Source organism: Egicoccus sp. AB-alg2 (assembly GCF_041821065.1).
Lineage (GTDB): Bacteria > Actinomycetota > Nitriliruptoria > Nitriliruptorales > Nitriliruptoraceae > Egicoccus.
The window spans coordinates 86,196-108,040 of the sequence record NZ_JBGUAX010000010.1 but is presented as its reverse complement, the minus strand read 5'-3'; the positions used below and the strand labels follow the sequence as shown (position 1 = coordinate 108,040).

At 73.2% G+C, this 21,845-nt stretch carries 20 protein-coding genes and 3 tRNA genes; 8 read left to right on the top strand and 15 right to left on the bottom strand.

Annotation, left to right across the window (positions count from 1 at the left end; translation table 11 throughout):
• Positions 1-14: 14 nt before the first annotated feature.
• From ACERM0_RS19240 to ACERM0_RS19230, 3 genes are all read right to left on the bottom strand, one after another.
• Positions 15-1,004, bottom strand: coding sequence for an asparaginase (locus tag ACERM0_RS19240; RefSeq protein WP_373680253.1), 990 nt, complete (start codon positions 1,002-1,004; stop codon positions 15-17).
• Positions 1,001-1,561, bottom strand: coding sequence for an AmfC protein (locus ACERM0_RS19235; RefSeq protein WP_373680252.1), 561 nt, complete (start codon positions 1,559-1,561; stop codon positions 1,001-1,003). Before ACERM0_RS19235 ends, ACERM0_RS19240 begins: the two co-directional genes overlap by 4 nt.
• A gap of 126 nt (positions 1,562-1,687) precedes the next feature.
• Positions 1,688-2,200, bottom strand: a complete 513-nt coding sequence (locus ACERM0_RS19230; protein WP_373680251.1) for an inorganic diphosphatase — start codon at positions 2,198-2,200, stop codon at positions 1,688-1,690.
• A gap of 189 nt (positions 2,201-2,389) precedes the next feature.
• Between ACERM0_RS19230 and bcp the strand changes: the two genes are divergently transcribed.
• Entirely contained in the window at positions 2,390-2,857 is a 468-nt protein-coding gene (bcp, locus tag ACERM0_RS19225) for a thioredoxin-dependent thiol peroxidase (RefSeq protein ID WP_373680250.1), read from the top strand.
• A gap of 98 nt (positions 2,858-2,955) precedes the next feature.
• On the opposite strand, the gene ACERM0_RS19220 is transcribed toward bcp, so the two are convergent.
• The 7 genes from ACERM0_RS19220 to ACERM0_RS19190 all read right to left on the bottom strand — a co-directional run bounded on the left by ACERM0_RS19220 (position 2,956) and on the right by ACERM0_RS19190 (position 10,754).
• Positions 2,956-4,974, bottom strand: coding sequence for a sodium-translocating pyrophosphatase (locus ACERM0_RS19220; RefSeq protein ID WP_373680249.1), 2,019 nt, complete (start codon positions 4,972-4,974; stop codon positions 2,956-2,958).
• A 218-nt stretch (positions 4,975-5,192) separates the two neighbouring features.
• Positions 5,193-6,122 (bottom strand): folate-binding protein YgfZ, encoded by a 930-nt coding sequence (locus ACERM0_RS19215; protein WP_373680248.1) that lies wholly within the window; start codon positions 6,120-6,122, stop codon positions 5,193-5,195.
• A gap of 221 nt (positions 6,123-6,343) precedes the next feature.
• Positions 6,344-7,495 carry an acyl-CoA dehydrogenase family protein gene (locus ACERM0_RS19210; protein ID WP_373680247.1) on the bottom strand — a complete coding sequence of 384 codons (1,152 nt, stop codon included), beginning with the start codon at positions 7,493-7,495 and terminating at the stop codon, positions 6,344-6,346.
• Positions 7,496-7,673: 178 nt separating this feature from the next.
• Positions 7,674-8,129: a thioredoxin family protein gene (locus tag ACERM0_RS19205; protein WP_373680246.1), complete on the bottom strand. Its 456-nt coding sequence runs from the start codon at positions 8,127-8,129 to the stop codon at positions 7,674-7,676.
• Positions 8,129-8,632 carry a DUF4395 domain-containing protein gene (locus ACERM0_RS19200; RefSeq protein ID WP_373680245.1) on the bottom strand — a complete coding sequence of 168 codons (504 nt, stop codon included), beginning with the start codon at positions 8,630-8,632 and terminating at the stop codon, positions 8,129-8,131. Before ACERM0_RS19200 ends, ACERM0_RS19205 begins: the two co-directional genes overlap by 1 nt.
• 52 nt (positions 8,633-8,684) lie before the next feature.
• Positions 8,685-9,635: a helix-turn-helix domain-containing protein gene (locus ACERM0_RS19195; protein ID WP_373680244.1), complete on the bottom strand. Its 951-nt coding sequence runs from the start codon at positions 9,633-9,635 to the stop codon at positions 8,685-8,687.
• Positions 9,636-9,833: 198 nt separating this feature from the next.
• Complete coding sequence (locus ACERM0_RS19190) at positions 9,834-10,754, bottom strand: alpha/beta hydrolase (RefSeq protein ID WP_373680243.1); 921 nt, start codon at positions 10,752-10,754, stop codon at positions 9,834-9,836.
• Positions 10,755-10,852: 98 nt separating this feature from the next.
• Between ACERM0_RS19190 and ACERM0_RS19185 the strand changes: the two genes are divergently transcribed.
• Positions 10,853-11,560: a winged helix-turn-helix domain-containing protein gene (locus ACERM0_RS19185; RefSeq protein WP_373680242.1), complete on the top strand. Its 708-nt coding sequence runs from the start codon at positions 10,853-10,855 to the stop codon at positions 11,558-11,560.
• Between the two features lie 188 nt (positions 11,561-11,748).
• On the opposite strand, the gene ACERM0_RS19180 is transcribed toward ACERM0_RS19185, so the two are convergent.
• Positions 11,749-12,759, bottom strand: a complete 1,011-nt coding sequence (locus tag ACERM0_RS19180; protein WP_373680241.1) for a GNAT family N-acetyltransferase — start codon at positions 12,757-12,759, stop codon at positions 11,749-11,751.
• Positions 12,760-12,888: 129 nt separating this feature from the next.
• Here ACERM0_RS19180 and ACERM0_RS19175 point away from each other — a divergent pair.
• From ACERM0_RS19175 to ACERM0_RS19165, 3 genes are all read left to right on the top strand, one after another.
• Positions 12,889-12,961, top strand: a tRNA-Lys gene (locus tag ACERM0_RS19175).
• A gap of 16 nt (positions 12,962-12,977) precedes the next feature.
• Positions 12,978-13,052 (top strand) — tRNA-Asp (locus ACERM0_RS19170).
• A 93-nt stretch (positions 13,053-13,145) separates the two neighbouring features.
• Positions 13,146-13,218 (top strand) — tRNA-Phe (locus ACERM0_RS19165).
• Positions 13,219-13,356: 138 nt separating this feature from the next.
• Here ACERM0_RS19165 and ACERM0_RS19160 read toward each other — a convergent pair.
• On the bottom strand, positions 13,357-13,986 hold the full coding sequence (locus ACERM0_RS19160; RefSeq protein ID WP_373680240.1) for a TetR family transcriptional regulator: 630 nt from the start codon (positions 13,984-13,986) through the stop codon (positions 13,357-13,359).
• Positions 13,987-14,184: 198 nt separating this feature from the next.
• On the opposite strand from ACERM0_RS19160, the gene ACERM0_RS19155 reads away from it, so the two are divergent.
• Together ACERM0_RS19155 and ACERM0_RS19150 are read left to right on the top strand one after the other, a co-directional pair.
• The gene (locus ACERM0_RS19155) at positions 14,185-15,111 is read left to right on the top strand and encodes an ATP-binding cassette domain-containing protein (RefSeq protein ID WP_373680239.1); all 927 of its coding nucleotides are present in this window, start codon (positions 14,185-14,187) and stop codon (positions 15,109-15,111) included.
• Positions 15,108-16,814, top strand: a complete 1,707-nt coding sequence (locus ACERM0_RS19150) for an ABC transporter permease (RefSeq protein WP_373680238.1) — start codon at positions 15,108-15,110, stop codon at positions 16,812-16,814. Before ACERM0_RS19155 ends, ACERM0_RS19150 begins: the two co-directional genes overlap by 4 nt.
• Positions 16,815-16,847: 33 nt before the next feature.
• Here the strand turns inward: ACERM0_RS19150 and ACERM0_RS19145 are convergent, their stop codons facing one another.
• The 3 genes from ACERM0_RS19145 to ACERM0_RS19135 all read right to left on the bottom strand — a co-directional run bounded on the left by ACERM0_RS19145 (position 16,848) and on the right by ACERM0_RS19135 (position 20,245).
• On the bottom strand, positions 16,848-18,236 hold the full coding sequence (locus tag ACERM0_RS19145) for a TrpB-like pyridoxal phosphate-dependent enzyme (protein ID WP_373680237.1): 1,389 nt from the start codon (positions 18,234-18,236) through the stop codon (positions 16,848-16,850).
• Positions 18,237-18,433: 197 nt separating this feature from the next.
• Positions 18,434-19,162, bottom strand: coding sequence for a VIT family protein (locus ACERM0_RS19140; RefSeq protein ID WP_373680236.1), 729 nt, complete (start codon positions 19,160-19,162; stop codon positions 18,434-18,436).
• Positions 19,163-19,534: 372 nt separating this feature from the next.
• Complete coding sequence (locus tag ACERM0_RS19135; RefSeq protein ID WP_373680235.1) at positions 19,535-20,245, bottom strand: spermidine synthase; 711 nt, start codon at positions 20,243-20,245, stop codon at positions 19,535-19,537.
• Between the two features lie 102 nt (positions 20,246-20,347).
• Here ACERM0_RS19135 and gtfA point away from each other — a divergent pair, with 102 nt between their 5' ends.
• The gene (gene gtfA / locus ACERM0_RS19130; RefSeq protein ID WP_373680234.1) at positions 20,348-21,832 is read left to right on the top strand and encodes a sucrose phosphorylase; all 1,485 of its coding nucleotides are present in this window, start codon (positions 20,348-20,350) and stop codon (positions 21,830-21,832) included.
• The last annotated feature ends 13 nt before the right edge of the window (positions 21,833-21,845 follow it).

Below are 21,845 nucleotides of genomic sequence, written 5' to 3'. Positions count from 1 at the left end.
AAGGTAGCACCGGGTCAGCGGGAACCCGCGGTCAGGCGGTCGACCGCCGCCGTCGGCCGTACGACGCCGACCGGGTTGCCACCGCCCAGCGGTGGCGGCGGCGACCACACACCGGCGTCGACCACGCCCAACTGCGCCAGCAGGTGGATCGTCAACGCGGCGACGCCGCGGGTGGCCCCGTCGGTCGCCTTCACCGCGAAGCCGCGCGGTCCGCCGTCCGGGCCGGTCCAGCCGACGCCGTAGACACCCTCGGCACCGACCTTGGCGACCACGCCGGCCGCCAGCAGCGCCGACTCCAGCCGTCCCTGGCCGCCGACGAGCTCCGGGTGGGTGAAGCCGGCCTCGCGCACCGCCTCGAACCGGTCGTCGGTGGCCACGCGCCCGAATGCGCGGGCCAGCGCGGACAGCTGCACGGCCACCGCGGGCGCACCGCAGCCGTCGACCGCGACGCCGAGCACCGGCCCGAAGGCGTCGGCGAGGTGCGCCAGCACGATGCGCTGCAGCGGGCCCTCGCGGTCCAACAGTCGGCGGCGGTCGGTGCCCTGCCGGGCGCCCGCCAGCGCGAACAACGCGTGCTTGCCGGAGCAGTTGTGCAGGATACGGGCCGGCGTCGCACCCGGATCGGCCTCCGGGCTGGCCGGCGGACACGTCAGCTGCTCGGGCGCGGTCCCCGAGCGGTGCAGCAGCCGGCGCACCGCGTCGACGTGCTGGGGCTCCCCGCGGTGGGACGCCCAGGCGACCGCCAGCTCCGGTGGGCTGGGCACCTCGGCGTCCCCGAGGATCTCCAGGCACGCGGTGGCCTGGACCGGCTTCGCCGCCGAGCGGACGTAGACCGGCAGGTCGGCCTCGCCCACCGCGGCCAAGACCTCGCCCTCCGGACCGGTGAGCACGGCGTGACCGAGGTGGACCGACTCCACGAGGTGGCGTCCACCGGCCTCGTCGCGTCGTGTCACCTCGGCGAGCGGCTCACCGACCAGCACCCCCGCGGGGGCCGTCGCGCTCATGTGTCGCCGAACAGGTCGCGGACGGCCGCCGAGCCGTCCTTGTAGCGGCGCGCGAGCTCGTCACGGAGCCGGTCGATGCGCTCGAACAGGCGCCGGCGGGCCGTCGACAGCTCGTGCTCGTAGGCGGCCAGCCGCTCGACCGCGTCCGCCACCTCGTCGGTCGACCGCCCGGGCAGGTCGCCGAGGAAGCCCTCGCCGACCAGGGCCTCGATCTCCGCCTCGTAGGCCTCGGCGCCGGCCGGGACGCGCAGGCGGGTGGCGCGGGCGCGGGCCGGGTCGCTGGGCGGCTGGTCGGCCGCGAGGATCGCCGGCAGCCGCGCCAGGACGTCACCGGCCCGGTGGTCGCCGCCGCGGCCGTCGCCGTCGCCGGCGTGCCGTCGCTCGAGCTCGTCGCGCAGGATGTCGAGGCGGCCCTGCGTGAGCCGGCGCGCGTACGAGACGGCTTCCTCCTCGGCCTCGCAGGCGGCGCGGGCGGCGCGGACGTCGGCCGTGGGCCAGGCGTCGAGCCCGTCGAGGTAGTCGTCCGCGAGGACGCGTTGCAGCTGTGGCCGTTCCACGCGCGCCACCTCCCGGGCGTCGGCACCTGACGGCCACGAACCGTAGCCGCCGCGCGGCCGGCCGGCCCCCTCCTCGGGCCGCCGCGCGACGGGGTGGCCCCACTCCTCGGGCCACCGCGGCCGCGGTCAGAGCGGGTAGCGGACCACCTCGGCGGGCCCGGGGAACCGTTCCCGCGCCTCGGCGATCACCTGCAGGGCGGCCTGGCGGTCGCGCCAGCCACGGACGTCGACGAGCTTCTGCTCCAGATCCTTGTAGATCTCGAAGAAGTGGGCGATCTCGTCCAACAGGTGCTGCGGCACGTCCTCCAACTCGCGCAGGTCGCGCCAGCGCGGGTCGTGGTCGGCGACGGCGAGGATCTTCTCGTCCGGGCCCTTGTCGTCGCTCATGTCGAGCATCCCCAGCACCCGGGCGTGGACCGTGCAGCCGGGGAAGGTTGGCTCGCCGAGGATGCAGACCACGTCGAGGTGGTCGCCGTCGAGCGCCAGCGTCTGCGGGATGAAGCCGTAGTCGCCGGGGTAGCGCACCGCCGTGAACAGCATCCGGTCGAGGACGAAGGTCTGGCGGGCGAAGTCCCATTCGTACTTGTTGCGGGACCCCATGGGGACCTCGACGAAGAACTCGATGGTGTCGGCGTCCACGCGGGGCGCTCCTGTTCGCGTCCGGAGGTGCTCGTCGCGACGAACGTAGTCAGGCACACCCGCGGTAGCGTCGGCCTCCCGACCGGGTCGTCACACGGTCCGCCACCGCCCGGCCGGCCCGACCGCAGGTCCCACGCGGACGCGTCGCGTGGACCCGACCGCCCATCGCCACGAGGAGCCCGAAGGCCGATGCTCGAGCCCGGACAGCCCGCCCCCGACTTCACCCTCCCGGACCAGGACGGCAACGAGGTGTCGCTGTCGGACTACCGCGGCAAGCCCGTCGTCGTCTACTTCTACCCGCGTGACAACACCCCTGGCTGCACGACCCAGGCCTGCGACATCCGCGACCAGTGGTCGGAGTTCGAGTCCGCCGGCGCGGCCGTGGTCGGCATCTCGCCCGACTCCGTGGCGTCCCACGCGAAGTTCCAGGGCAAGTACGACCTGCCGCACACGCTGCTGTCCGACCCGGACAAGACGGTCATGGAGCCGTGGGGCGCCTACGGCGAGAAGACCCTGTACGGCAAGGTGACGCGTGGCGTGATCCGCAGCACCGTGCTGGTCGACGCGCAGGGCAACGTCGCCAAGGTCTGGAAGCGCGTGCAGGCGAAGAAGCACGCCGACCAGGTCCTGAAGGCCCTCGCCGACCTCCAGGGCTGACACGCGGACGCCGCGGCACGCCTCCCGGCTGCCCCGGACACGACGAAGCCCGCCGACCCGGTTGCCGGGCGGCGGGCTTCCTCGTGGGGTGCGTGACCTCAACCGATGCCGACGATCAGCGGCACGGCCAGCAGGGCCACCACGTTGACGACCTTGATGACCGGGTTGATGGCCGGACCGGCCGTGTCCTTCAGCGGGTCACCGACGGTGTCACCGGTGACGGCCGCGGCGTGGGCCTCGGAGCCCTTGCCGCCGTGGTTGCCGTCCTCGATGTACTTCTTCGCGTTGTCCCAGGCGCCACCGCCGTTGTTCTGCAGGATGGCCATGCCGATCCCGACCACGATGACGCCGATCAGCAGGCCACCCAGCGCCTGGACGCCCAGGAGGAAGCCGACCAGCAGGGTGACGACGACCGGGATGAGGCCGGGCACGACCATCTCGCGCAGCGCCCGCTTGGTGACGATGTCCACGCAGGTGCCGTACTCGGGCTTCGCGGTGCCGTCCATGATCCCGGGGATCTCGCGGAACTGACGGCGGACCTCCTCGACGACCGCGCCGGACGCGCGGCCGACGGCGCCGTTGGCGAGCGAGGAGAAGATCATCACGACGGCCGCGCCGAGCAGCAGGCCGGCGAGCACGCGCGGGTCGGCCAGCGAGAAGCCGAGGTCGGCGGCGGCGACGCCCTCCTCTTCCAGCGCGTGGGTGTAGTCGGCGAACAGCACGACGGCGGCCAGCGCGGCCGAGCCGATCGCGTAGCCCTTCGTGGTGGCCTTGGTGGTGTTGCCGACGGCGTCGAGGCGGTCGGTGACCTCGCGGACCTCCGGCGGCAGCTCGGCCATCTCCGCGACGCCGCCGGCGTTGTCGGTGACGGGACCGTAGGAGTCCAGCGCGACGATGACGCCCGTCATGGACAGCATCGCGGTGGACGCGATGCCGATGGCGTACAGGCCCTCGTTGCCGCCGCCGACGACGTTGTATGCGCCGAGGATGCCGGCCACGATCGCGAGGATCGGCAGGACCACGGACTCCATGCCGACCGACAGGCCGGTGATGAGGTTGGTGGCGTGCCCGGACTCGGAAGCGGCCGCGATCGAGCGCACCGGCCGGAACTTCGTCGAGGTGTAGTAGTCGGTGAGGTACATGATCGCGACCGTGACGATCACACCGATCAGGGCGGCCCAGAAGTAGCCGGTGTTGTCGACCATCCAGGTCGTGACCGGGAAGAAGCCGATCAGTGCCAGCCCGGCCGCGGTCCAGACGCCGAGGTACAGCGCCCGCATGATCTCGTCGGAGCCGCCGAAGCGGATCACGTACAGGCCGATGATCGAGGCGACGATCGCGACCGCACCCAGCATCAGCGGGTAGACGACGAACTCGAGCCCGTCGAAGAACAGCGTGCCGAGCAGCATCGTGCCGATGATGGTGACGGCGTAGGTCTCGAACAGGTCGGCGGCCATGCCGGCGCAGTCGCCGACGTTGTCGCCCACGTTGTCGGCGATGGTGGCGGGGTTGCGCGGGTCGTCCTCGGGGATGCCGGCCTCGACCTTGCCGACCAGGTCGGCGCCGACATCGGCGGACTTGGTGAAGATGCCGCCGCCGATGCGGGCGAACAGCGCGATGAGGCTGGCGCCGAAGCCGAGCCCGATCAGGACGCGCAGGTCGTCCCGCCCGAAGGCGAGGTAGGTCGCCGTGACACCCAGCAGCGCGAGCCCGACGCAGACCAGGCCCGTCACGGCGCCGGCGCGGACGGCCACGTCCAGGCCCTTGTCGGCGGAGGTGCGACTGGCCTCGGCGACACGGGCGTTGGAGCGCGTGGAGACGAACATTCCGATGAAGCCGCACAGGCCGGAGAACACCGCACCGACGACGAACGCCACGGCGGTCTGCCAGCCCAGCGCGACGGCCAGCACGACCGCGACGACGACGCCGACGATCGTGATGGTCCGGTACTGGCGCGACAGGTAGGCCGTGGCGCCCTCCTGGATGGCGCGCGAGATCTCCTGCATGCGTTCGGTGCCCGCCGGCAGGCGCAGCACCGAGGAGGTCAGCAGCCCGGCGACCGCGACGGCCAGCACGGCCGCCGCGATGGCCACGAGGGGCACGAGCTCGAAGTCCATGGGGTTCTCCTGCGAACGCCGCGCCGAGGCCGCGCGCGGCAGGGCGGCATGACCCGCCGGTCACAAAATGGAGACACGGGTGACGGGGTCGTGCCCGCGCCCGGTCCGAGGAATCGCGCGGAAGCTACCAATTCCTGGGACCTCACCGCACTCCGGGGCCGCCGGTGAGCGCGCAGACCGGCGCGGAGCGTCACCGCGGACGGCCTGCAGGGCGCGGCTCAGCGCTTGTCGCGGCGGCGGGTGACGGCCGGGTCGGCACCGGGCGGATAGGCGGTGTCACCGACGAGGTCGAGCACCTCGACCGCCGCCTCGGACGCGTCCGCCGACGCCGGGAAGACGGCGCCGACCTGCGCGTCGCCGGGCACAAACGCCAAGGCGAGGTCACCGTCGGGCGACACCGAGGTCACGGTGACCTTGTGGCGGCCCTCGCCGGTCTGCCAGCCCGGTTCGACCGGGCCGCGCACGGCGACCTTGGCCAGGCGGCGGCGCGGTCGGCCGAGCATCCACATGCGCGCGACGGCCTCCTGCCCCGGGTAGCAGCCCTTGGCGAGGTGGACGTGCGTGGGTAGCAGGCCCAGTTCCTCGGGCAGGTGCGGGGCCGCCACCTCGACGCTCCAGGCCGGCTGACCGGCCGCGATGCGCCAACGTTCGGCGTCCGTGGCATCGCCCGGCTTCGCGCCGGCGTCGACCAGCGCCTGCACGGCCGCGTCGACCGCCCCGGCCGGGCCGACGACGTCGACGCCACCATCGCGTCCGATCACCAGCACGTCACCGCCGGGGTGGCAGCGGCCCTCGCGGGCATGCAGGCCGGCGGCGCCGGCGACCGCGCCGTCCGGGTCGTCGCGCAGGGCCGCGACGACGTGGTCGGTGGCCGTGAAGCGAGCGTCGAGCAGGAACGTGCGCATGCCCAGTTGCTCGACGACGGTCTGCTCGAGCTCGGCCGGCGCCAGCAGCGCGAGCCGGTCCGGCAGCACGGCCACGTCGAACATCGCGACCGGCGCGCCGTGGACGTCGAGGTACAGCGCGCCGTGCACCGTTCCGGGCTGGGCGGACGCCAGCGCCTGGGACGTGACGTCCTCGAGATAACGCACGCGGTCGTCGCCGGTCACCTCGATGCGTCGCAGGTTCAGCGGGAACACGACTGCCACGTCACGGCCTCGATGCTCGGGTGTGGGGAACGGGGTGGAAGGCCCAACGCCTCCGAGGCTACGCCCCTTCCCGCGCGACCGATCCGTGGAGCGACATGGGGCATGAAACCCCCCGTCCGACTCCACACATCCCGGCCAGAGTCGCCGAGGCGTCAGCCGAGGAGCATGCGGTCGCCGGTGGCGCGCAGGCGCAGCCGAGCACGCACGGCGCCTCCGAGGCGTCAGCCGAGGAGCATCCGACTGATCAGCAGCTCCTGGATCTCGGTGGTGCCGCCGCCGATGGAGGCGAGCTTGGCGTCGCGGAGGGAACGCTCGACGTGGAACTCGTCGACGTAGCCCCAGCCGCCGTGGAGCTGGACGGCGTCCAGGGCGGACTCCACGGCCGCTTCGCCGACGTAGGCCTTGGCCATCGACGCCTCGAGCTGGTGCTCCTCGCCGCGGTCCTTGAGCCAGGCCGCCTGGCGCTGCAGGAAGCGGGCGTTCTCCAGGCGGATACGCATCTGGGCGAGCTTGTGCTGGATGGCGCCGTAGTGGCCGATCGGCTTGCCGAACGCCTCGCGTTCCTTGGCGTAGCGGACGCACTCGTCGAGGTCGCGGTGCATGCCGCCGACGGCGCTGGCGATCATGCAGCAGCGCTCCCAGTCGAAGCACTCGAACCCGACCGCCCACAGCGCGGTGCCGGGCTGGCCGAGGACGGCGGACTCGGGCACCTCGACGTCGGTGAACGACAGCTCGACGGTCGGCGAGGTGCGGTTGCCGAGCTTCCTGAGCTCCTTGGACACCTTGAAGCCGGGCCGGTCGGTCTCCACGAGGAAGGCCGTGAACGCCTGGCCGGCGGGGGCGTCGGGGTCGGTGCGGGCGACCACCGTGACGACGTCGGCCAGCCCCCCGTTGGTGATGAACGTCTTCGTGCCGTTGAGCACGTAGACGTCGCCCTCGCGCCGGGCCGAGGTCTTCATGCTGGCGGTGTCGGCCCCCGCCTCCGGCTCGGTGATCGCGAACGCGCCGATCGACTCGCCGCGGGCCATGCGCGGCAGCCAGTGCTGCTTCTGCTCCTCGGTGCCGTGCAGCGCGATCGGCATGCACCCGATGGTGAGGTGCGCGCCCAAAGAGAGATTGAGGCCGGCGTCGCGGCCCGCGTAGGCGAGCGCCTCGAGCGCGAGCCCGGTGGTGAGCACGTCCGCGCCGGAGCCGCCGTACGCCTCGGGCACGGGCAGGCCGGCCAGGCCGAACCGGGCCACCTCGGCCCAGACGTCGGGGTCCCAGCGGCCTTCGCGGTCGCGCTCGAGCACGCCGGGTTCGACGTGCTCGTGCGCGAAGGCGCGCACGCTGGCGACGAAGGCCTCCTGCTCCTCGCTCAACCGCAGGTCCACGACGCCTCCCGACGCGATCGGCTCCCGCCACGGAGCCTGCCACGCCCCCGACCGGAACGCCAAGACCGGATTCGTTCCACTCGCCGACCCGCCGGGCCCCGTTGCGTGCATGCCGACCCGGTGTCCGTGCGCGCCAGGATGACACGCATGCGCAGCGCACGGCGGACGGTGCTCCGCGTCAGGCGGCCGGCGCCTCGGCCAGCGGGCCGCCGTCGTCGAGGACGCGGCGCAGGTCGTCGGCGTCGGGCACACCGCTGGTGCGGGCCAGCAGCCGCCCCTCGGCGTCCACCACCAGGAGCGTGGGCACGCGCAGGACCCGGTGCGCCTGTGCGAGGTCGAGGTGGTCGGCCGCGTCGGCGTACACCCACGTGAAGTCCTGCCGCTCGGCCTGCAGGTCGCCGAGGACCCGCTTCACGGCCGTGCACGGGGCACAGGTCGGCGAGCCGAGCAGGACGGCACCGGCCGACGCGGCGCGCAGGTCCAGGCCGACGGCGGCGAGGTGCTCGCCGGCGACCGTCACCGCGCCGTCGCCGCCGCGCACCCGGCCGTCCCGGCGCTGCCACCACGCGCCGGCCAGACCGACGACGGCGAGCAGGCCGACCACGAGCAGCAGACGCAGCAGGACGGGCTCCATCAGGCGACGCTCCCGCGCGTGGAGGCGTCGTCGCCGGTGGTCTTGCGCCCCGGCCGCAGGCGCTGCGCCAGCACGTACACCTCGCAACCGACGCAGATGCCGGTCAGGGCCAGCAGCGCCGACAGCGCGAGCACCACGCCGACCGCGACCCAGCCGACCGTCACCGCGCCCACCGCGAACGACACCAGGGCCACGGTCGCGACGGCCAGCCCGCAGGCCTGGGCGAAGCGCGGCGGCCCTTCGGGCTCGGTCGCCGGCGGCGGGCCGAGGTCGAGGCGACGCTTGAGCAACCGGAACAGGTTGCCGTAGGGCGACCAGGCCAGACCGGCGAGCGTCGAGATGGCGAATGCGACCCACTGCCAGGCGACCAGCGCGATGCCGAACCCGCCCTGTACGACCAGCGCGGTCGCCAGCACCAGGGTCGTGATCGCCGCGCCGAAACGGGGTCCGCGAACGTCGATCAGCAGACCACCGTCGGCGTCCCGCGCCAGCTGTCGTGCCATGAAGCGTTTCCTCGTCGTGCTCGGGATGGTCGTCGCGTGGTTTGCAAGCGGTTCAGGGCCAGATCGGTCCGGTGGCCTTGCGCAGCAGCAGGCGCACGGCGGGGCGGCCCTTGACGTCGCGGATACGGGCGACGTCGACCAGCTGGTGGCCCGCGCGGTCGGCCCAGCGGGCGTACGCGGCCGGCGAGCCCTGCCCGTCGGTCAGAACCTCGAGGTGGTCGCCGGGACGCAGCGGCACGATCGCCCGCATGGCCGCCACGACGCCCCGCTGGTAGGTCTGCCCGCGGTTGTCGACGGTGGCGACGGGGCTCGGCTGGGCGCCCAGGCCCGCCTCGTCGAGTTCTGCCTCGACCCGCCCACCCCTGGCGGTCACCCGGGCCGGCGCGCCGGCCGCGGCCAGCGCGCCGCGCAGGAAGCCGGTGGCCAGCGCGTCGCCGACCTGGCCGTCCACCTCGCCGATCAGGCGCAGGCCGACCTCGAGGCCCTGGACGGTGACGCGGTCACCGTCGACCTCGGCCAGTCGCGCCTCCGGGAACGCGGCGCGCAGCGCCTCGATCGCGATGACGGCGGCGGCCTCGAAGTCGCGGGTGTCGGCACGTCCGCCGGTGGCGGCGACGAGCTTGCGCCCCTGTTCCTCGGCCAGCAGCGCGAGCTTGGCGCGGTGCTCGGCGAGGCCGGCGATCAGCTGCACGATGGTGTGGACGGCCAGCTGGCTGCCCGGGGGCACCTGCACGTCGCGGCCGGGCGCGGCCTGTTCGCGGGCGACGTACACCTTGGCCGGGCGCCCGCCGCCGGGGTGCTTGCGGCGGCCGGTGACGACCAGCCCGACGTCGGCGAGGTGGTCGAGGTGGTTGCGCGCCACGTTGGGGTGCAGCCCGAACATGTCGGCCACCTCGCGGGCCGCCAGCGGCTGGCCCTCGGTGCGCAGCCGGCGGTAGATGCCGGCGCGGGTGGGCACGGACAGGGCCCGGGCGATCGCGGCGTCGTCGACCTCCGCCGGCACGGGTTCACCCTCGCCCGAGGGCGACGGAACGGCGGCGAGCGCAGGGGGCAACGGACACGCTTCCAGGCAGAGGGGTGACGGTGAGCGGGACGACACATGGTGGGTCGCGCGACGATCAACAGCGTGCCAAGCCGGGGGAAACCGTGCAAACCATGCCGGCCCCCGGTCTGGCGCGGGTCGACCCACACCGCGGCGACGTCAGTCGCGGGCGACCGGCGCGGCCAGGAACCGCTCGGTGCGCAGGACCTGGTCCAGCGCGACGGTCAGGGCGTCGACGACGTCGTTGGTGAAGCCCTCCTCGGCGTGCCCGAAGCCGGCCGGCTGCTGCCACAGCGTCGCGGGACCGCCCGCGGCCGCGACCAACGCGGTGGCGTCGTCCAGGGGGAAGTAGTCGTCGTCCTCACCATGGACCACCAGCAGCGGCACCCGCACGTCAGCGACCATCTCCGCAGGGTGGCGCGGGTCGCTCCACGCGGCCGGGCCGGCCAGCCGCACGCCAACCAGGGCGCGCAGGCCGGCGCGCTGGACCGGGCTGCCCCACAGCGCATGGAGGCGCTGCAGCGGGGCCGTCCGCGGCGGGTCGTGGAAGTAGCCGGGCGCGGAGACGGTCGCGACCGCGTCCACCTCGACGCCGGACGCCGCGGCGTGCAGCGCGGCGGTCCCACCCATCGAGACCCCCAGCAGGGCGACGCGCCGGTAGCCGTAGCCGCGGAGCCAGCGCACCCCTGCCGCGACGTCGTCCACCTCGCGGTCCCCGAAGGTGCAGTGTCCGGCCGAGCCACCGTGGCCGCGCAGGTCCAGTGCCAGGACGCCGCTCGCGCGCGCCAGGCCGTCGGCCAGACGGGCATAGGCGGGCTTGCGACGGTTGGCGGCGAAGCCGTGCAGGAGCAGCACCGCGCCGGGCGCATCGGGCGGGCCGGGCAGGTGCGTGCCGGCCAGCCGGGTGCCATCGGCCGCCACCAGCCGCGTGTGCACGTGCGGCGTGGCGTGGCGCCCGACGAGGCCGCGGGTCTCCAGGTAGCGCCGCACCGGACCCCGGCGCGGCGCCCGGCCCATGGCGGGACGACCGGCGTGCGGGGCGCGGGCCGGCGGGCGGGAGGGATGGACGGGTGGGTTCACGGTCTGGCATCCTGCCAGGCGAATCGCCCCGGCAACGACGCCGAACCACCGCTGTTCGTCGTGCGCCGGGGCGCACGTGTTTCGCGAGGAGAACGCCGATGCACCTGCTGGTGCTGACCGACCGCCCCGGCGGCGGGAAGTCGCTCCTCCCGGCCCTGGAGTACCTCGACCACACGCTGCAGGACGCCCCGCTGGACAGCTCGTCGCTGTTCGGGCTGACCAGCTGTGAGGTCGTGCTCGTCGACGCCACCCAGGACCTGCGCGGCGCGACCGGCGCCTGCCGGGCCGCCTCGGTCCATGAGCTGCGAAAGCCGGTCGTGGTCGTGATGGGCGAGGGTGGCCTGGCCGCGCTGAAGGTGACGTGGGGGTTCGACGACTGGCTGCTCCCCCACGCCTCGCCGGCGGAGATCGAGACCCGCCTGCGTGTCGCCCGCGAGCGCATGGTCGCCGAGCGGCCCGCCCGCGCCGCCAGCGTCGGCGACCTGGTGGTCGACGAGGACAGCTACCAGGTGCGGCTGCGTGGCGTCCCGCTGGACCTCACCTTCAAGGAGTTCGAACTGCTGAAGGCACTCGCGAGCGCGCCCAACCGCGTGTTCACCCGCGACCTGCTGCTGCAGGACGTGTGGGGCTACGACTACTACGGCGGCTCGCGCACGGTCGACGTCCACGTCCGGCGGCTGCGCGCCAAGCTCGGGCCCGAGTACGAGTCGATGATCGTGACCGTGCGCGGCGTCGGCTACAAGCTCGTCCCGCCCGGCCAGCGCCACGAGGAGCGCGCGGCAGCCGCCGAAGCCGCCCAGCGCTGAGCGCCGGCACGAGCCATCTCCCAGCGGTTTCCCGCGCATGCGACGGAAACCCCGTGCGTCACCGCGCGCAGACGCGTCACCCGGGCCGGTTTCCGTCGCAGACGACGGAAAGCTCGAGCGTCATAGCCCGCGGACACGCCACCCGGGACGGTTTCCGTCGCATATGACGGGAAGTGCCGAGCGTGGTGTCAGCCGCCGAGTGGGCGGCCGAAGGCGATGTCGTCCCAGCGCGTGGTGAAGCCGTACCGCTCGTACAGCCGCACGGCACGCTCGTTGGCGCGGTCGACCCACAGCACGACGTCGAGGCAGCCGACGTCGCGCAGGTGCGCGAGCCCGGCCGTGAGCAGCGCGCCACCCAGGCCGGCGCCCTGGGCGCTGGGTGCGATGGCGAGGTTGTAGACCTCACCCTCGGCGTCAGTGCGGCGCTTGAGCCAGTGCAGGCCGCCGAGGTGGCCGGTGGCGTCCTCCGCGAGCAGCAGGTCCTCGGGACGGAACCAGTCGTAGGCGCGCCGCTCCTGGAACTGCTGCAGCGTCCAGCCGGCCTCGTCGGTCCCTTCGTAGGCGCCGGCGAGGACGGCGACGACCGCCTCGTCGTCGACGTCGGGCCGGTAGGGACGGATGGTCCAGTGCTCGGGCGGTGGCACGACCTCGACGTCGTCCAGGGAGGTGCCGAGCACACCGAGCCGGCGGGCCACCGTGAACCCGGCGGCGTGGGCGGCGTCGATCTCCGGGGCGCCGGCCAGGCGCACCCACATCTGCAGGTGGACGGCGGCCGCCGCCTCGGCGCGCTCGGCCAGCGCCGCCAGCAGGCGCTTCAGGGTCTCCGTTGCGGGATGGGCGGGCGTGCCGGCGAGCACCGCGACGTCGCCCGAGGCCACACCGGCGTCGGTGAGGACGACCGCGGCGTAACCGACGAGGGCCTCGTCCGGTCCCGGCCGCCGGGCGGCCAGGGCCTGCCAGCCCTCGGCCCGCTCCCCCGTGTCGACGAAGCGGCGGAGTCGGACGTGCTCGGCCTCGTCGACCAGTGACGCGCCCCGGGCCGCCTCCTGCGCATCCAGCGCCGCCAGCACCTCGGCGGCGGTGCTGGCACCGGCCTCCTCGACGACCACCGGGGCGTCCGCCGACTGGTGCTCGGGCGGCTCGGAAGGCGGGCGATCCGCCGGGTCGAGAGGCGCGTTGTCGGCCGGGTCGTCGGTCATCGATCACCTCGTGCAGGGTGGCGCCGGTCGGTGTGCGCGCGCACGCTAGGCTCGTTGTTCGCCGGTTGGCACCCGCGCGAGGGCCGGGGTATCGTTCCCGCGCGCTGCACGGTCGCCACCTGCCAGCCGGGGCCGCTAGCTCAACTGGCAGAGCATCGGACTTTTAATCCGCTGGTTGCAGGTTCGAGTCCTGCGCGGCCCACGTGCAACGTCCACAGGGACCTGTGGAGCAGTTAGGAGTGCTCGCCACCCTGTCAAGGTGGAGGTCGCGGGTTCAAATCCCGTCAGGTCCGCTCACGGCCGGTCTCAGGACCGGCCGTGCGTGCATCCGAGGCCGTGCCGAGGATGCGCGGCGTGCCGTCAGGCTCTAGCCTCGTGCGGCACCTGGTCAGGTAGCTCAGTTGGTAGAGCACACGACTGAAAATCGTGGTGTCGGCGGTTCGACCCCGCCCCTGACCACCCCACGAATCGGGCTCCCTGGACACTTCCGGGAGCCCGATTTCGCGTTTTCCGGGTCGACGGCCAGCCAGGCCCGCGCGGCCACGTCGGGGCCTTCGCCACGGCCGCGGTGCGTCCGACCCCGGCGCGTCGCCGCCCTCAGGTCAGCGCCGGGAACCCGGTCTCGAAGCGTGCGAACACCAGGTCGAGGGCGTCCGGCAACGACGTCGTGAAATCGCTCGCGTACCAGTGCTCGATCGCGCCGAGCAGTGCCCCGACCAGCGCGTGCGCGAACACCTGGATCTCGAGGTCGTCGACCTCGCCGCCACGCGCGGCCGCGAGCATGGCGGCGATCTGGTCCCCGAGCTGGTGCGTCTGCAGCACCGAGGCCGCCTTCACCGCGGGCTCGCGCATCGTCAGCCGCACGCGTCGCTGCAGGTGTTCGGCGTCGCGCTCGACCGCCTCGACGACCAGCGTGCGGAACACCTCGCGGATGGCGTCGAGCGGTGGCTCGTCGGCCATGCGCTGCGCCGCCTGTTGCAGCCCCACCGGGTCGTACTCGTCCCAGAGCAGCACGCCCTCCTTCGAACCGAAGTAGCGGTAGACCGACGAGGGCGACACCTCGGCCTGGGCAGCGATGCGCTCGATCGTGACGGCGTCGTAGCCGTCGACCTCGAACAGGTCGATGGCGACCTCCTGGATGCGCCGCATGGCGGCCAGGCGCTTGCGCTCACGCAGGCCGAGACCGGCGACGTGGGGCGGCAGGTCGGCAGCGGCGTCGCTCGGCACGTGGCGTTCCTGATGGTGTCGTGTCGACGGGTTCGGCCAGGGCGCTTCGCCCCTGGCCCGGGCGGGCGGGGCCGTCGAGAGTGAGGGCGAGCGTAGCGGCCATCTGCGAGTGACAACCACTTGACCGCGACTGTCAGTGCGAGTTACCGTCTCTTGACAGTCACTATCAGCACACCGCTCGACGACGACGGGACCGGCATGGATGCCATCACCACCCGAGACCTGGTCAAGACCTTCGGCCCCACCCGTGCCCTCGACGGCGTCGACCTCGACGTGGCGACCGGCGAGGTCCACGGCTTCCTCGGCCCCAACGGCGCCGGCAAGTCCACGACGATCCGCATCCTGCTCGGCCTGCTACGAAAGGACGCGGGCGACGTGACGCTGCTCGGCGGCGACCCATGGCGCGACGCGGTCGCACTGCACCGCCGCCTCGCGTACGTCCCCGGTGACGTGCACCTGTGGCCGAACCTGTCGGGTGGCGAGGCCATCGACCTGCTCGCCGACCTGCGCGGCCACAGCGACCGCCGCCGCCGCGACGAGCTGGTCGAGCGGTTCCAGCTCGACCCGACCAAACGCTGTAGCACCTACTCGAAGGGCAACCGGCAGAAGGTCGCCATCGTGGCCGGGTTCGCCTCCGACGTGGAACTGTTCGTCCTCGACGAGCCGACCTCCGGACTCGACCCGTTGATGGAGTCGGTGTTCCAGGACGTCGTGCGCGAGGTCAAGGCCGAGGGCCGCACCGTGCTGCTGTCGAGCCACATCCTGGCCGAGGCCGAGGCGCTGTGCGACCGCATCTCGATCATTCGCGAGGGCCGCATCGTGGAGTCGGGCACGCTCGCCGAGCTGCGCCACCTGACCCGTACCTCGGTGATCGCGGAGACCGCCCGGCCCGCAGAGGGCCTCGAGCGCATCGCCGGCATCCACGCCCTGGAGCGGCTCGACGAGGTCGGCCGGCACGTGCGCTTCGAGGTGGAGTCCGACGACCTCGACGACGCCGTCGCCCGACTGGCGGCCGCGGGAGTGCAGGCGCTGGTCAGCCACCCGCCGACCCTGGAGGAGCTGTTCCTGCGCCACTACGGCGACGACCTCGATGGCGTGCAGGTCGAGGCAGGTGGTGCGTCGTGAGCACGACCCGTGCCGTCGACCGGCCGGCCACGACGACGTCGCCCGAACGCGGTCGTCGCGGCGGCGCCGGGCGCTGGTCCGCCCTGGTCGGCACACCCCGGCTGTTCCGCCTCGCGCTCCGGCGCGACCGGATCCTGCTGCCGGTCTGGATCGGTGTGCTGGTCGCGCTGCTCGCCGGCATCGCCTCGACCATCACCGCCCTGTACGCCTCCCAGCAGGACCGCATCGCCGCCGCGATGTTCGGCGCCGCCACGCCCGCCACCCGCGTTTTCGACGGGCCGGCGTCGGGCACCTCGCTCGGTGCGATGACCATGGTGGAGTCGTTCGGGATCCTCGCGATCCTGATCGGCCTGATGAGCGGGCAGGCGGTCGTCCGCCACACCCGGCACGACGAGGAGACCGGCCGGGCGGAGCTGCTCGGCTCCGCCGTGGTCGGCCACCACGCCCGGCTCACCGCGGCGCTGTCGGTGGTGCTCCTCGCCAACCTGGTGCTCGCCGCCGGGATGACGGGGGTGCTGCTCGCCTACGACCTGCCGGTGCGCGGGTCGGTGGCCAGCGGGCTCGCGTTCGCCGGCGTCGGGATGACCTTCGCGGCGATCGCGGCGGTGGCGGCGCAGGTCGCCAGCACGCAACGGGCCGCCAACGGCATCGTCGGCGCGGCCATCGGTGCGGCGTTCCTGCTCCGCGCGATCGGCGACCTGTTCGGCGAGGTCGCCGCCAGCGAGGTCGAACTCGTCAGCGCCTGGCCGTCGTGGCTGTCGCCGATCGGCTGGGGCCAACAGGTGCGGCCCTTCCATCAGGACAACCTCGAGGTGTTCGCGCTGTTCGCCGGGCTGACGGTCGTGCTGGTGGCGGTCGCGTTCGTGCTGACCGAGCACCGCGACGTCGGGCACGGGATGCTGCCCGTGCCGACCGGCCCTGCCCGCGCCGACGGCCTCGACAGTCCGATGGCGCTGGCGTGGCGGCTGCACCGCGGGTCGCTGCTGGCGTGGGCGGTCGGGATCGCCGTCGTCGCGGTCGCCTTCGGGTCCGTCGGCGACGCCGCCGACGACATCCTCACCGAGAACGAGCAGCTGCAGGAGGCGCTGGCGTCCCTGACGTCCGACGGGGGGCTGCGCGACGCGTTCTTCGCCTTCATGATGGCGTTCGTCGGGGTCGGCGCCGCCGGGTTCACGGTGCAGACGTTGTTGCGTGCCCGCAACGAGGAGATCGCCGGCCGGCTCGAGCCGTTGCTGGCGACACCCGTGTCCCGCTCGCGCTGGCTCGGTGGGCACGTGGTGTTCGCCGCGGCCGGCACCGTCGCCATCTTCGTGCTGGCGGGACTGTCGGCGGCGGTGACCTACGGATTCGTGACCGGCGACTTCGCCGTGGGCGTCCGCGGGTTGGGCTCCGCCGCCCTCGTCCAGCTGCCGGCGGCGCTGGCGCTCGGCGGCGGGGTGGTGCTGGCGTTCGCGCTGGCACCGCGCTGGGCCGTCACGATCGGCTGGGGGGCGCTCACGCTCAGCCTGGTGCTCGGACAGCTCGGCGCGGTCCTCGACCTGCCGCAGTGGGTGCTCAACGTCTCACCGTTCACGCACGTCCCGCTCGTGCCGGCCGCGCCGATGGCATGGCTGCCGGTGGGCGTGCTGCTCGCGGTGGCGGCGGCGCTGAGCGCAGCCGGGTTCGCGCTGTTCCGCCGCCGGGACCTCGCCATCGGCGCCTGACGAGCGGCGTCCGCCGTCGCGCACGACCGCCGGTCAGGCGCCGACGACGGGTACTCGCTGCATGGCCTCCGCGACCTTGTCCGCCGGATAGTCGAAGTCGCGCAGCTTCCCGGCGAAGTAGGCGTCGTAGGCGGCCATGTCGAAGTGCCCGTGGCCGCACAGTGCGGTCAGGATGACCTTCTCCTCGCCGGTTTCGCGGCACACCTCGGCCTCGCGGATCGCCGCCGCGATCGCATGGGTCGGCTCCGGTGCGGGCACGATGCCCTGGGTACGGGCGAAGGTGACCGCCGCATCGAAGCACGCGATCTGGTCGATCGCGTCTGCCTCGAACATGCCGAGCTCGTACATGTGCGACAGCAGCGGCGACATGCCGTGGTAGCGCAGCCCACCGGCGTGGATCGGGTCGGGCACGAAGTCGTGACCGAGCGTGTGCATCTTCATGAGCGGGGTCATGCCCGCGACGTCACCGAAGTCGTAGCGGTACTCGCCCTTGGTGAACGACGGACAGGCGGCCGGCTCGACCGCGAGGATGCGTGGCTCCATGTTGCCGGCCAGCTTCTCCCGCAGGAACGGGAAGAACAGGCCCGCGAAGTTCGAGCCGCCGCCGGTGCAGCCGACGATCAGGTCCGGCGTCTCGCCGACCTTCGCGAGCTGCAGCAGTGCCTCCTCGCCGATCACGGTCTGGTGCAGCAGCACGTGGTTGAGCACGCTGCCGAGGGCGTACTTGGTGTCCTCGCGCCCGGCCGCCACCTCGACGGCCTCGGAGATCGCGATGCCGAGCGAGCCGGGCGAGTCCGGGTCGCTCGCGAGGATGGCACGTCCCGCCTCGGTGAGCTCCGACGGGGAGCTGTGCACGGTCGCGCCCCAGGTCCGCATCATCGATGCGCGGTAGGGCTTCTGCTGGAACGACGCCGCGACCTGCCAGACCTCGCACTGGAGGCCGAACTGGGCGGTGGCGAAGGCGAGCGCGGAGCCCCACTGGCCGGCACCGGTCTCCGTGGCGAGGCGGGTCACGCCTTCCTGCGCGTTGTAGTAGGCCTGCGGGACGGCGGTGTTGGGCTTGTGCGACCCGGCCGGCGACACGCCCTCGTACTTGAAGTAGATGCGCGCCGGAGTGTCGAGGTGCGCCTCGAGCCGCTTGGCGCGGTACAGCGGCGCGGGTCGCCACAGGGCGTAGACGTCGCGCACCGCCTGCGGGATCGCCACGTACCGCTCGGTCGTCACCTCCTGCTGGATGAGCGCCATCGGGAACAGGGGCGCGAGCGCTTCCGGACCGATCGGCTCGTGGGTACCGGGGTGCAGCGGCGGTGGCGGCGGCTCAGGGAGGTCGGCGACGACGTTGTACCAGTGGGTCGGCAGCTCGCTCTCGTCCAGGAGAATCTTGGTCGGCGCTGCCGTACGGTCGGTCGGGGGCACGGTCACGGTCGGTTCTCCTCGTCGTGCTCCGCGGCGATACCCGATGTTCGCCGGCTGAAGACGCTAGCGACGGGCATGGGCTCGGGGGCCGTGCGCGGCACCGTGGGCGTCGTTCGCGCGGAACCGCGAGCCGTCGTTCGCCCGTAGCGCGAGCCGCCCCGGCCCAGGGGGCGAACCGGGGTCCGGACCGTGACAGAGTCGGCTCAGCCGACGGCCACGCCGAGCAGGTGACCGATCGCGAAGGTCACCGCCATCGCCAGCGCCCCGCCCACCAGCAGGCGGACCACCGCCACACCCTTGGCAGCTCCGCCGAGGTGGGCACTCAGCAGGCCGGTCAGCGCCAACGCCACGATGACCGCGACGAACGCGACGGGGATCCGGACGGCCGCGGGCGGGAGCAGGATCGCCACCAGCGGCAGGACCGCGCCGACGGCGAACGCCGCGGCGGACGACCCGGCGGCGGCCCATGGGTTGGCGAGGTGCTCCTGGTCGATCCCGAGCTCGAAGGTCAGGTGCGCCCCGAGCGCGTCGCTCCGGGTGAGCTCGTCCGCGACCAGCAACGCGGTGCCAGACGACAGTCCGCGTGCCTCGAGCAGCCCGACGAGCTCCGTGAGCTCCTCGTCGGGTAGGGACGACAGCTCGTCCCGCTCCTTGGCGATCAGCGCCCGCTCGGTGTCCCGCTGGCTGCTGACCGAGACGTACTCCCCGAGCGCCATGGACACGGCACCAGCCGTGAGGCCGGCGATGCCGGCGGTGGCGATCGCGCCGGCGTCGGTGGTCGCAGCCGCGACACCGACCACCAGCCCGGCCGTCGAGATGATTCCGTCGTTCGCGCCCAGCACCGCGGCACGCAGCCAGTTGAGACGCGAGGCGACCGACCCCGCGTGCGCCTCGCCGCGGTGCGGCCCACGCTGCTCGTCCGGGATGCGCATGCTCGCCTCCTGTCACGCGACGTGCCGTGACCACGACCCTCCGGATCATCCCACCGGGTCGGACCCCCACCAGAGCCGACGGTCACGTCGAGCGAGGGGCCAAGGGAAGGCACGCGGCTCGCGCGGCTACCCGGACGGGTGTCATCGCCTGGCCGCGACGGTTCGCGCATCCTCGGCAGCAGGCCCGAGGGAGTGGGATGTCCGTCCAGCGCGGTGTCGAGATCGCCGGAGCCGCCGTCGACGCGCTCGGCGTCGCGGTCCTCCACCTCGGGGTCATCGGGGTCCGGGGATCTGGCGGGGGCGTGAGGAGGTGAGGGCCGGCGACACCCCTGGCGAGCCCGGAGCCTGAGCGGCGTCGGCGCGCGGCGGAGCTCAGCCAGCCACGTAGACGGTGTTGGCCGACTCGCCACCCGTGAGCGGGTTGGGGAAGCGCACGACGTGCGCGTCGGCCTGATCGAACACGCTGCGGAGTTCCGCCACGAACGCCTCGTCGACCGGGTCGTCGGACCAGAGCGCGAAGGTCCCGCCGGGATGCAGGTGACGGCGCAGCGACTGCAGGCCAGACGCGCCGTAGAACGGCGCGTGGCTGGGGTGCAGCACGTGCCGCGGTGAGTGGTCGATGTCGAGCAGGATCGCGTGGAACCGGCGACCGGGCACGGCCGGGTCGAGACCGCCCGCGTCGGCAGCCAGCGCGAAGAAGTCCCCGTGGACCAGCCGCACGCGCGGGTCGGTGGCCAGACCCGCGACGTCGGGCAGCAGCTGCCGTTCGTGCCAGTCGATGACCTCGGGCAGGGCCTCGACGACCACCAGCGACCGCACCCGCGCATCGTCGAGCGCGGCCCGGGCGGTGTAGCCGAGCCCCAGGCCACCGACCGCAACCTCGAGGTCGTCCCCGGCCGTGGCGGCCAGCCCGAGGCGGGCGAGCTCGACCTCGGCGACGGTGAAGAGGCTCGACATGAGGTACTCGTGGTCGAGCTTGACCTCGTAGACGTCCACGTCGAGGGTGAGCTCGCGACGGCGCCGCAGCGCGATCGTGCCGATCGGCGTCTCGTTCGACGCCAGCTCCTCGAACAGCGCGCTCACATCGGACCTTCCGTGGCCCCGAGCCTACTGCCGGCGCTCTCTAGGCTGTCACCCCTGTCCCCTGCCACCCCTGGCGCCCTCCGCCGAGGCAATCGAGGTCACGTGCGCCGCGACGTGCAACTGATCACCTACGTGGACCGGCTGGCGGGCGACCTCGCCGGCCTCCGCGACCTGCTGAGCGGTCCCCTGAAGGGCCTGTTCGGCGGCGTGCACCTGCTGCCGTTCTACGACCCGATCGACGGCGCCGACGCGGGCTTCGACCCGGTCGACCACCGCGAGGTGGACCCGCGGCTCGGGAGCTGGGCAGACGTGGAGGCGGTCGGCACGCTCGCGCCGATCATGGCCGACCTGATCGTCAACCACGTGTCCTCGGACTCGCCGCAGTTCCGTGACGTGCTGGCCAACGGCGCCGCCTCGCCGCACGCGTCGATGTTCCTGACGATGGACCGCGTCTTCCCCGACGGGGTCACCGAGGCCGAGCTGCTCCGGCTCTACCGCCCCCGCCCGGGGTTGCCGTTCACGACCGTCACGCTGGCCGACCGCACCAAGCGCCTGTTCTGGACCACGTTCACGTCCGCGCAGATGGACGTGGACGTCTCGGCGCCGACCACGCGGGCCTACCACGACGAGATCCTCGACCGGTTCGCGGCCCACGGCATCACGATGCTGCGACTGGACGCGGTCGGCTACGCGGTCAAGACCCCGGGAACCTCCTCGTTCATGACGCCGGAGACGTTCGCGTTCATCGACGACCTGGCCGCCCGTGCCCGCCAGCGGGGCCTCGAGGTGTTGGTCGAGATCCACTCGTACTGGCGCACACAGGTGCAGATCGCCCAGCACGTCGACTGGGTCTACGACTTCGCGCTGCCGCCCCTGGTGCTGCACGCGCTCTACACCGGCGACGCCGACCGACTGCGCCGCTGGTGCCGCGAGCGGCCCCGCAACGCCGTCACGGTGTTGGACACCCACGACGGCATCGGCGTCATCGACGTCGGCCCGGACCAGCAGGACCCGACCCGGGCAGGGCTACTCACCCCGGCCGAGCTCGACGAACTGGTCGAGGGCATCCACGACCACAGCGGCGGTGCCAGCCGGCAGGCGACCGGCGCGGCGGCCTCCAACGTCGACCTCTACCAGGTGAACTGCACGTTCTACGACGCGCTCGGCCGCGACGACGACGCCTACCTCGTGGCCCGGCTGGTGCAGTTCTTCCTGCCCGGCGTGCCGCAGGTCTACTACGTCGGCCTCCTGGCCGGGCACAACGACCTCGACCTGCTGCACCGCACCGGGGTCGGCCGGGACATCAACCGCCACCACTACACCCGCGACGAGGTCGAGCGGGACCTGCAGCGGCCCGTCGTGGCCGCACTGTGCCAGGCCATCCGTCTGCGCAACTCCCACCCCGCGTTCGGCGGCACGTGGGAGCTGCTCGACGGTGGCGGCGCGGAACTGGCCATGCGGTGGCGTCACGGCGACGACCTCGCCGAACTCACCGTCGACGTCGCGAACCGGACCTTCGCGCTGCGCTGGAGCGACGACAGCGCCACCCGCACGGCCGACACCCTCGCCGAGCTCACGGCGGGCTGAACAGCCCAGCGAT

What these genes read in the sequence shown, in the direction of transcription:
- ACERM0_RS19240 (WP_373680253.1), bottom strand. Translation starts at nt 1,004, where the DNA reads ATGAGCGCGACGGCCCCCGCGGGGGTGCTGGTCGGTGAGCCGCTCGCC.
- bcp (WP_373680250.1), top strand. Translation starts at nt 2,390, where the DNA reads ATGCTCGAGCCCGGACAGCCCGCCCCCGACTTCACCCTCCCGGACCAG.
- ACERM0_RS19220 (WP_373680249.1), bottom strand. Translation starts at nt 4,974, where the DNA reads ATGGACTTCGAGCTCGTGCCCCTCGTGGCCATCGCGGCGGCCGTGCTG.
- ACERM0_RS19205 (WP_373680246.1), bottom strand. Translation starts at nt 8,129, where the DNA reads ATGGAGCCCGTCCTGCTGCGTCTGCTGCTCGTGGTCGGCCTGCTCGCC.
- ACERM0_RS19200 (WP_373680245.1), bottom strand. Translation starts at nt 8,632, where the DNA reads ATGGCACGACAGCTGGCGCGGGACGCCGACGGTGGTCTGCTGATCGAC.
- ACERM0_RS19185 (WP_373680242.1), top strand. Translation starts at nt 10,853, where the DNA reads ATGCACCTGCTGGTGCTGACCGACCGCCCCGGCGGCGGGAAGTCGCTC.
- ACERM0_RS19180 (WP_373680241.1), bottom strand. Translation starts at nt 12,759, where the DNA reads ATGACCGACGACCCGGCCGACAACGCGCCTCTCGACCCGGCGGATCGC.
- ACERM0_RS19155 (WP_373680239.1), top strand. Translation starts at nt 14,185, where the DNA reads ATGGATGCCATCACCACCCGAGACCTGGTCAAGACCTTCGGCCCCACC.
- ACERM0_RS19140 (WP_373680236.1), bottom strand. Translation starts at nt 19,162, where the DNA reads ATGCGCATCCCGGACGAGCAGCGTGGGCCGCACCGCGGCGAGGCGCAC.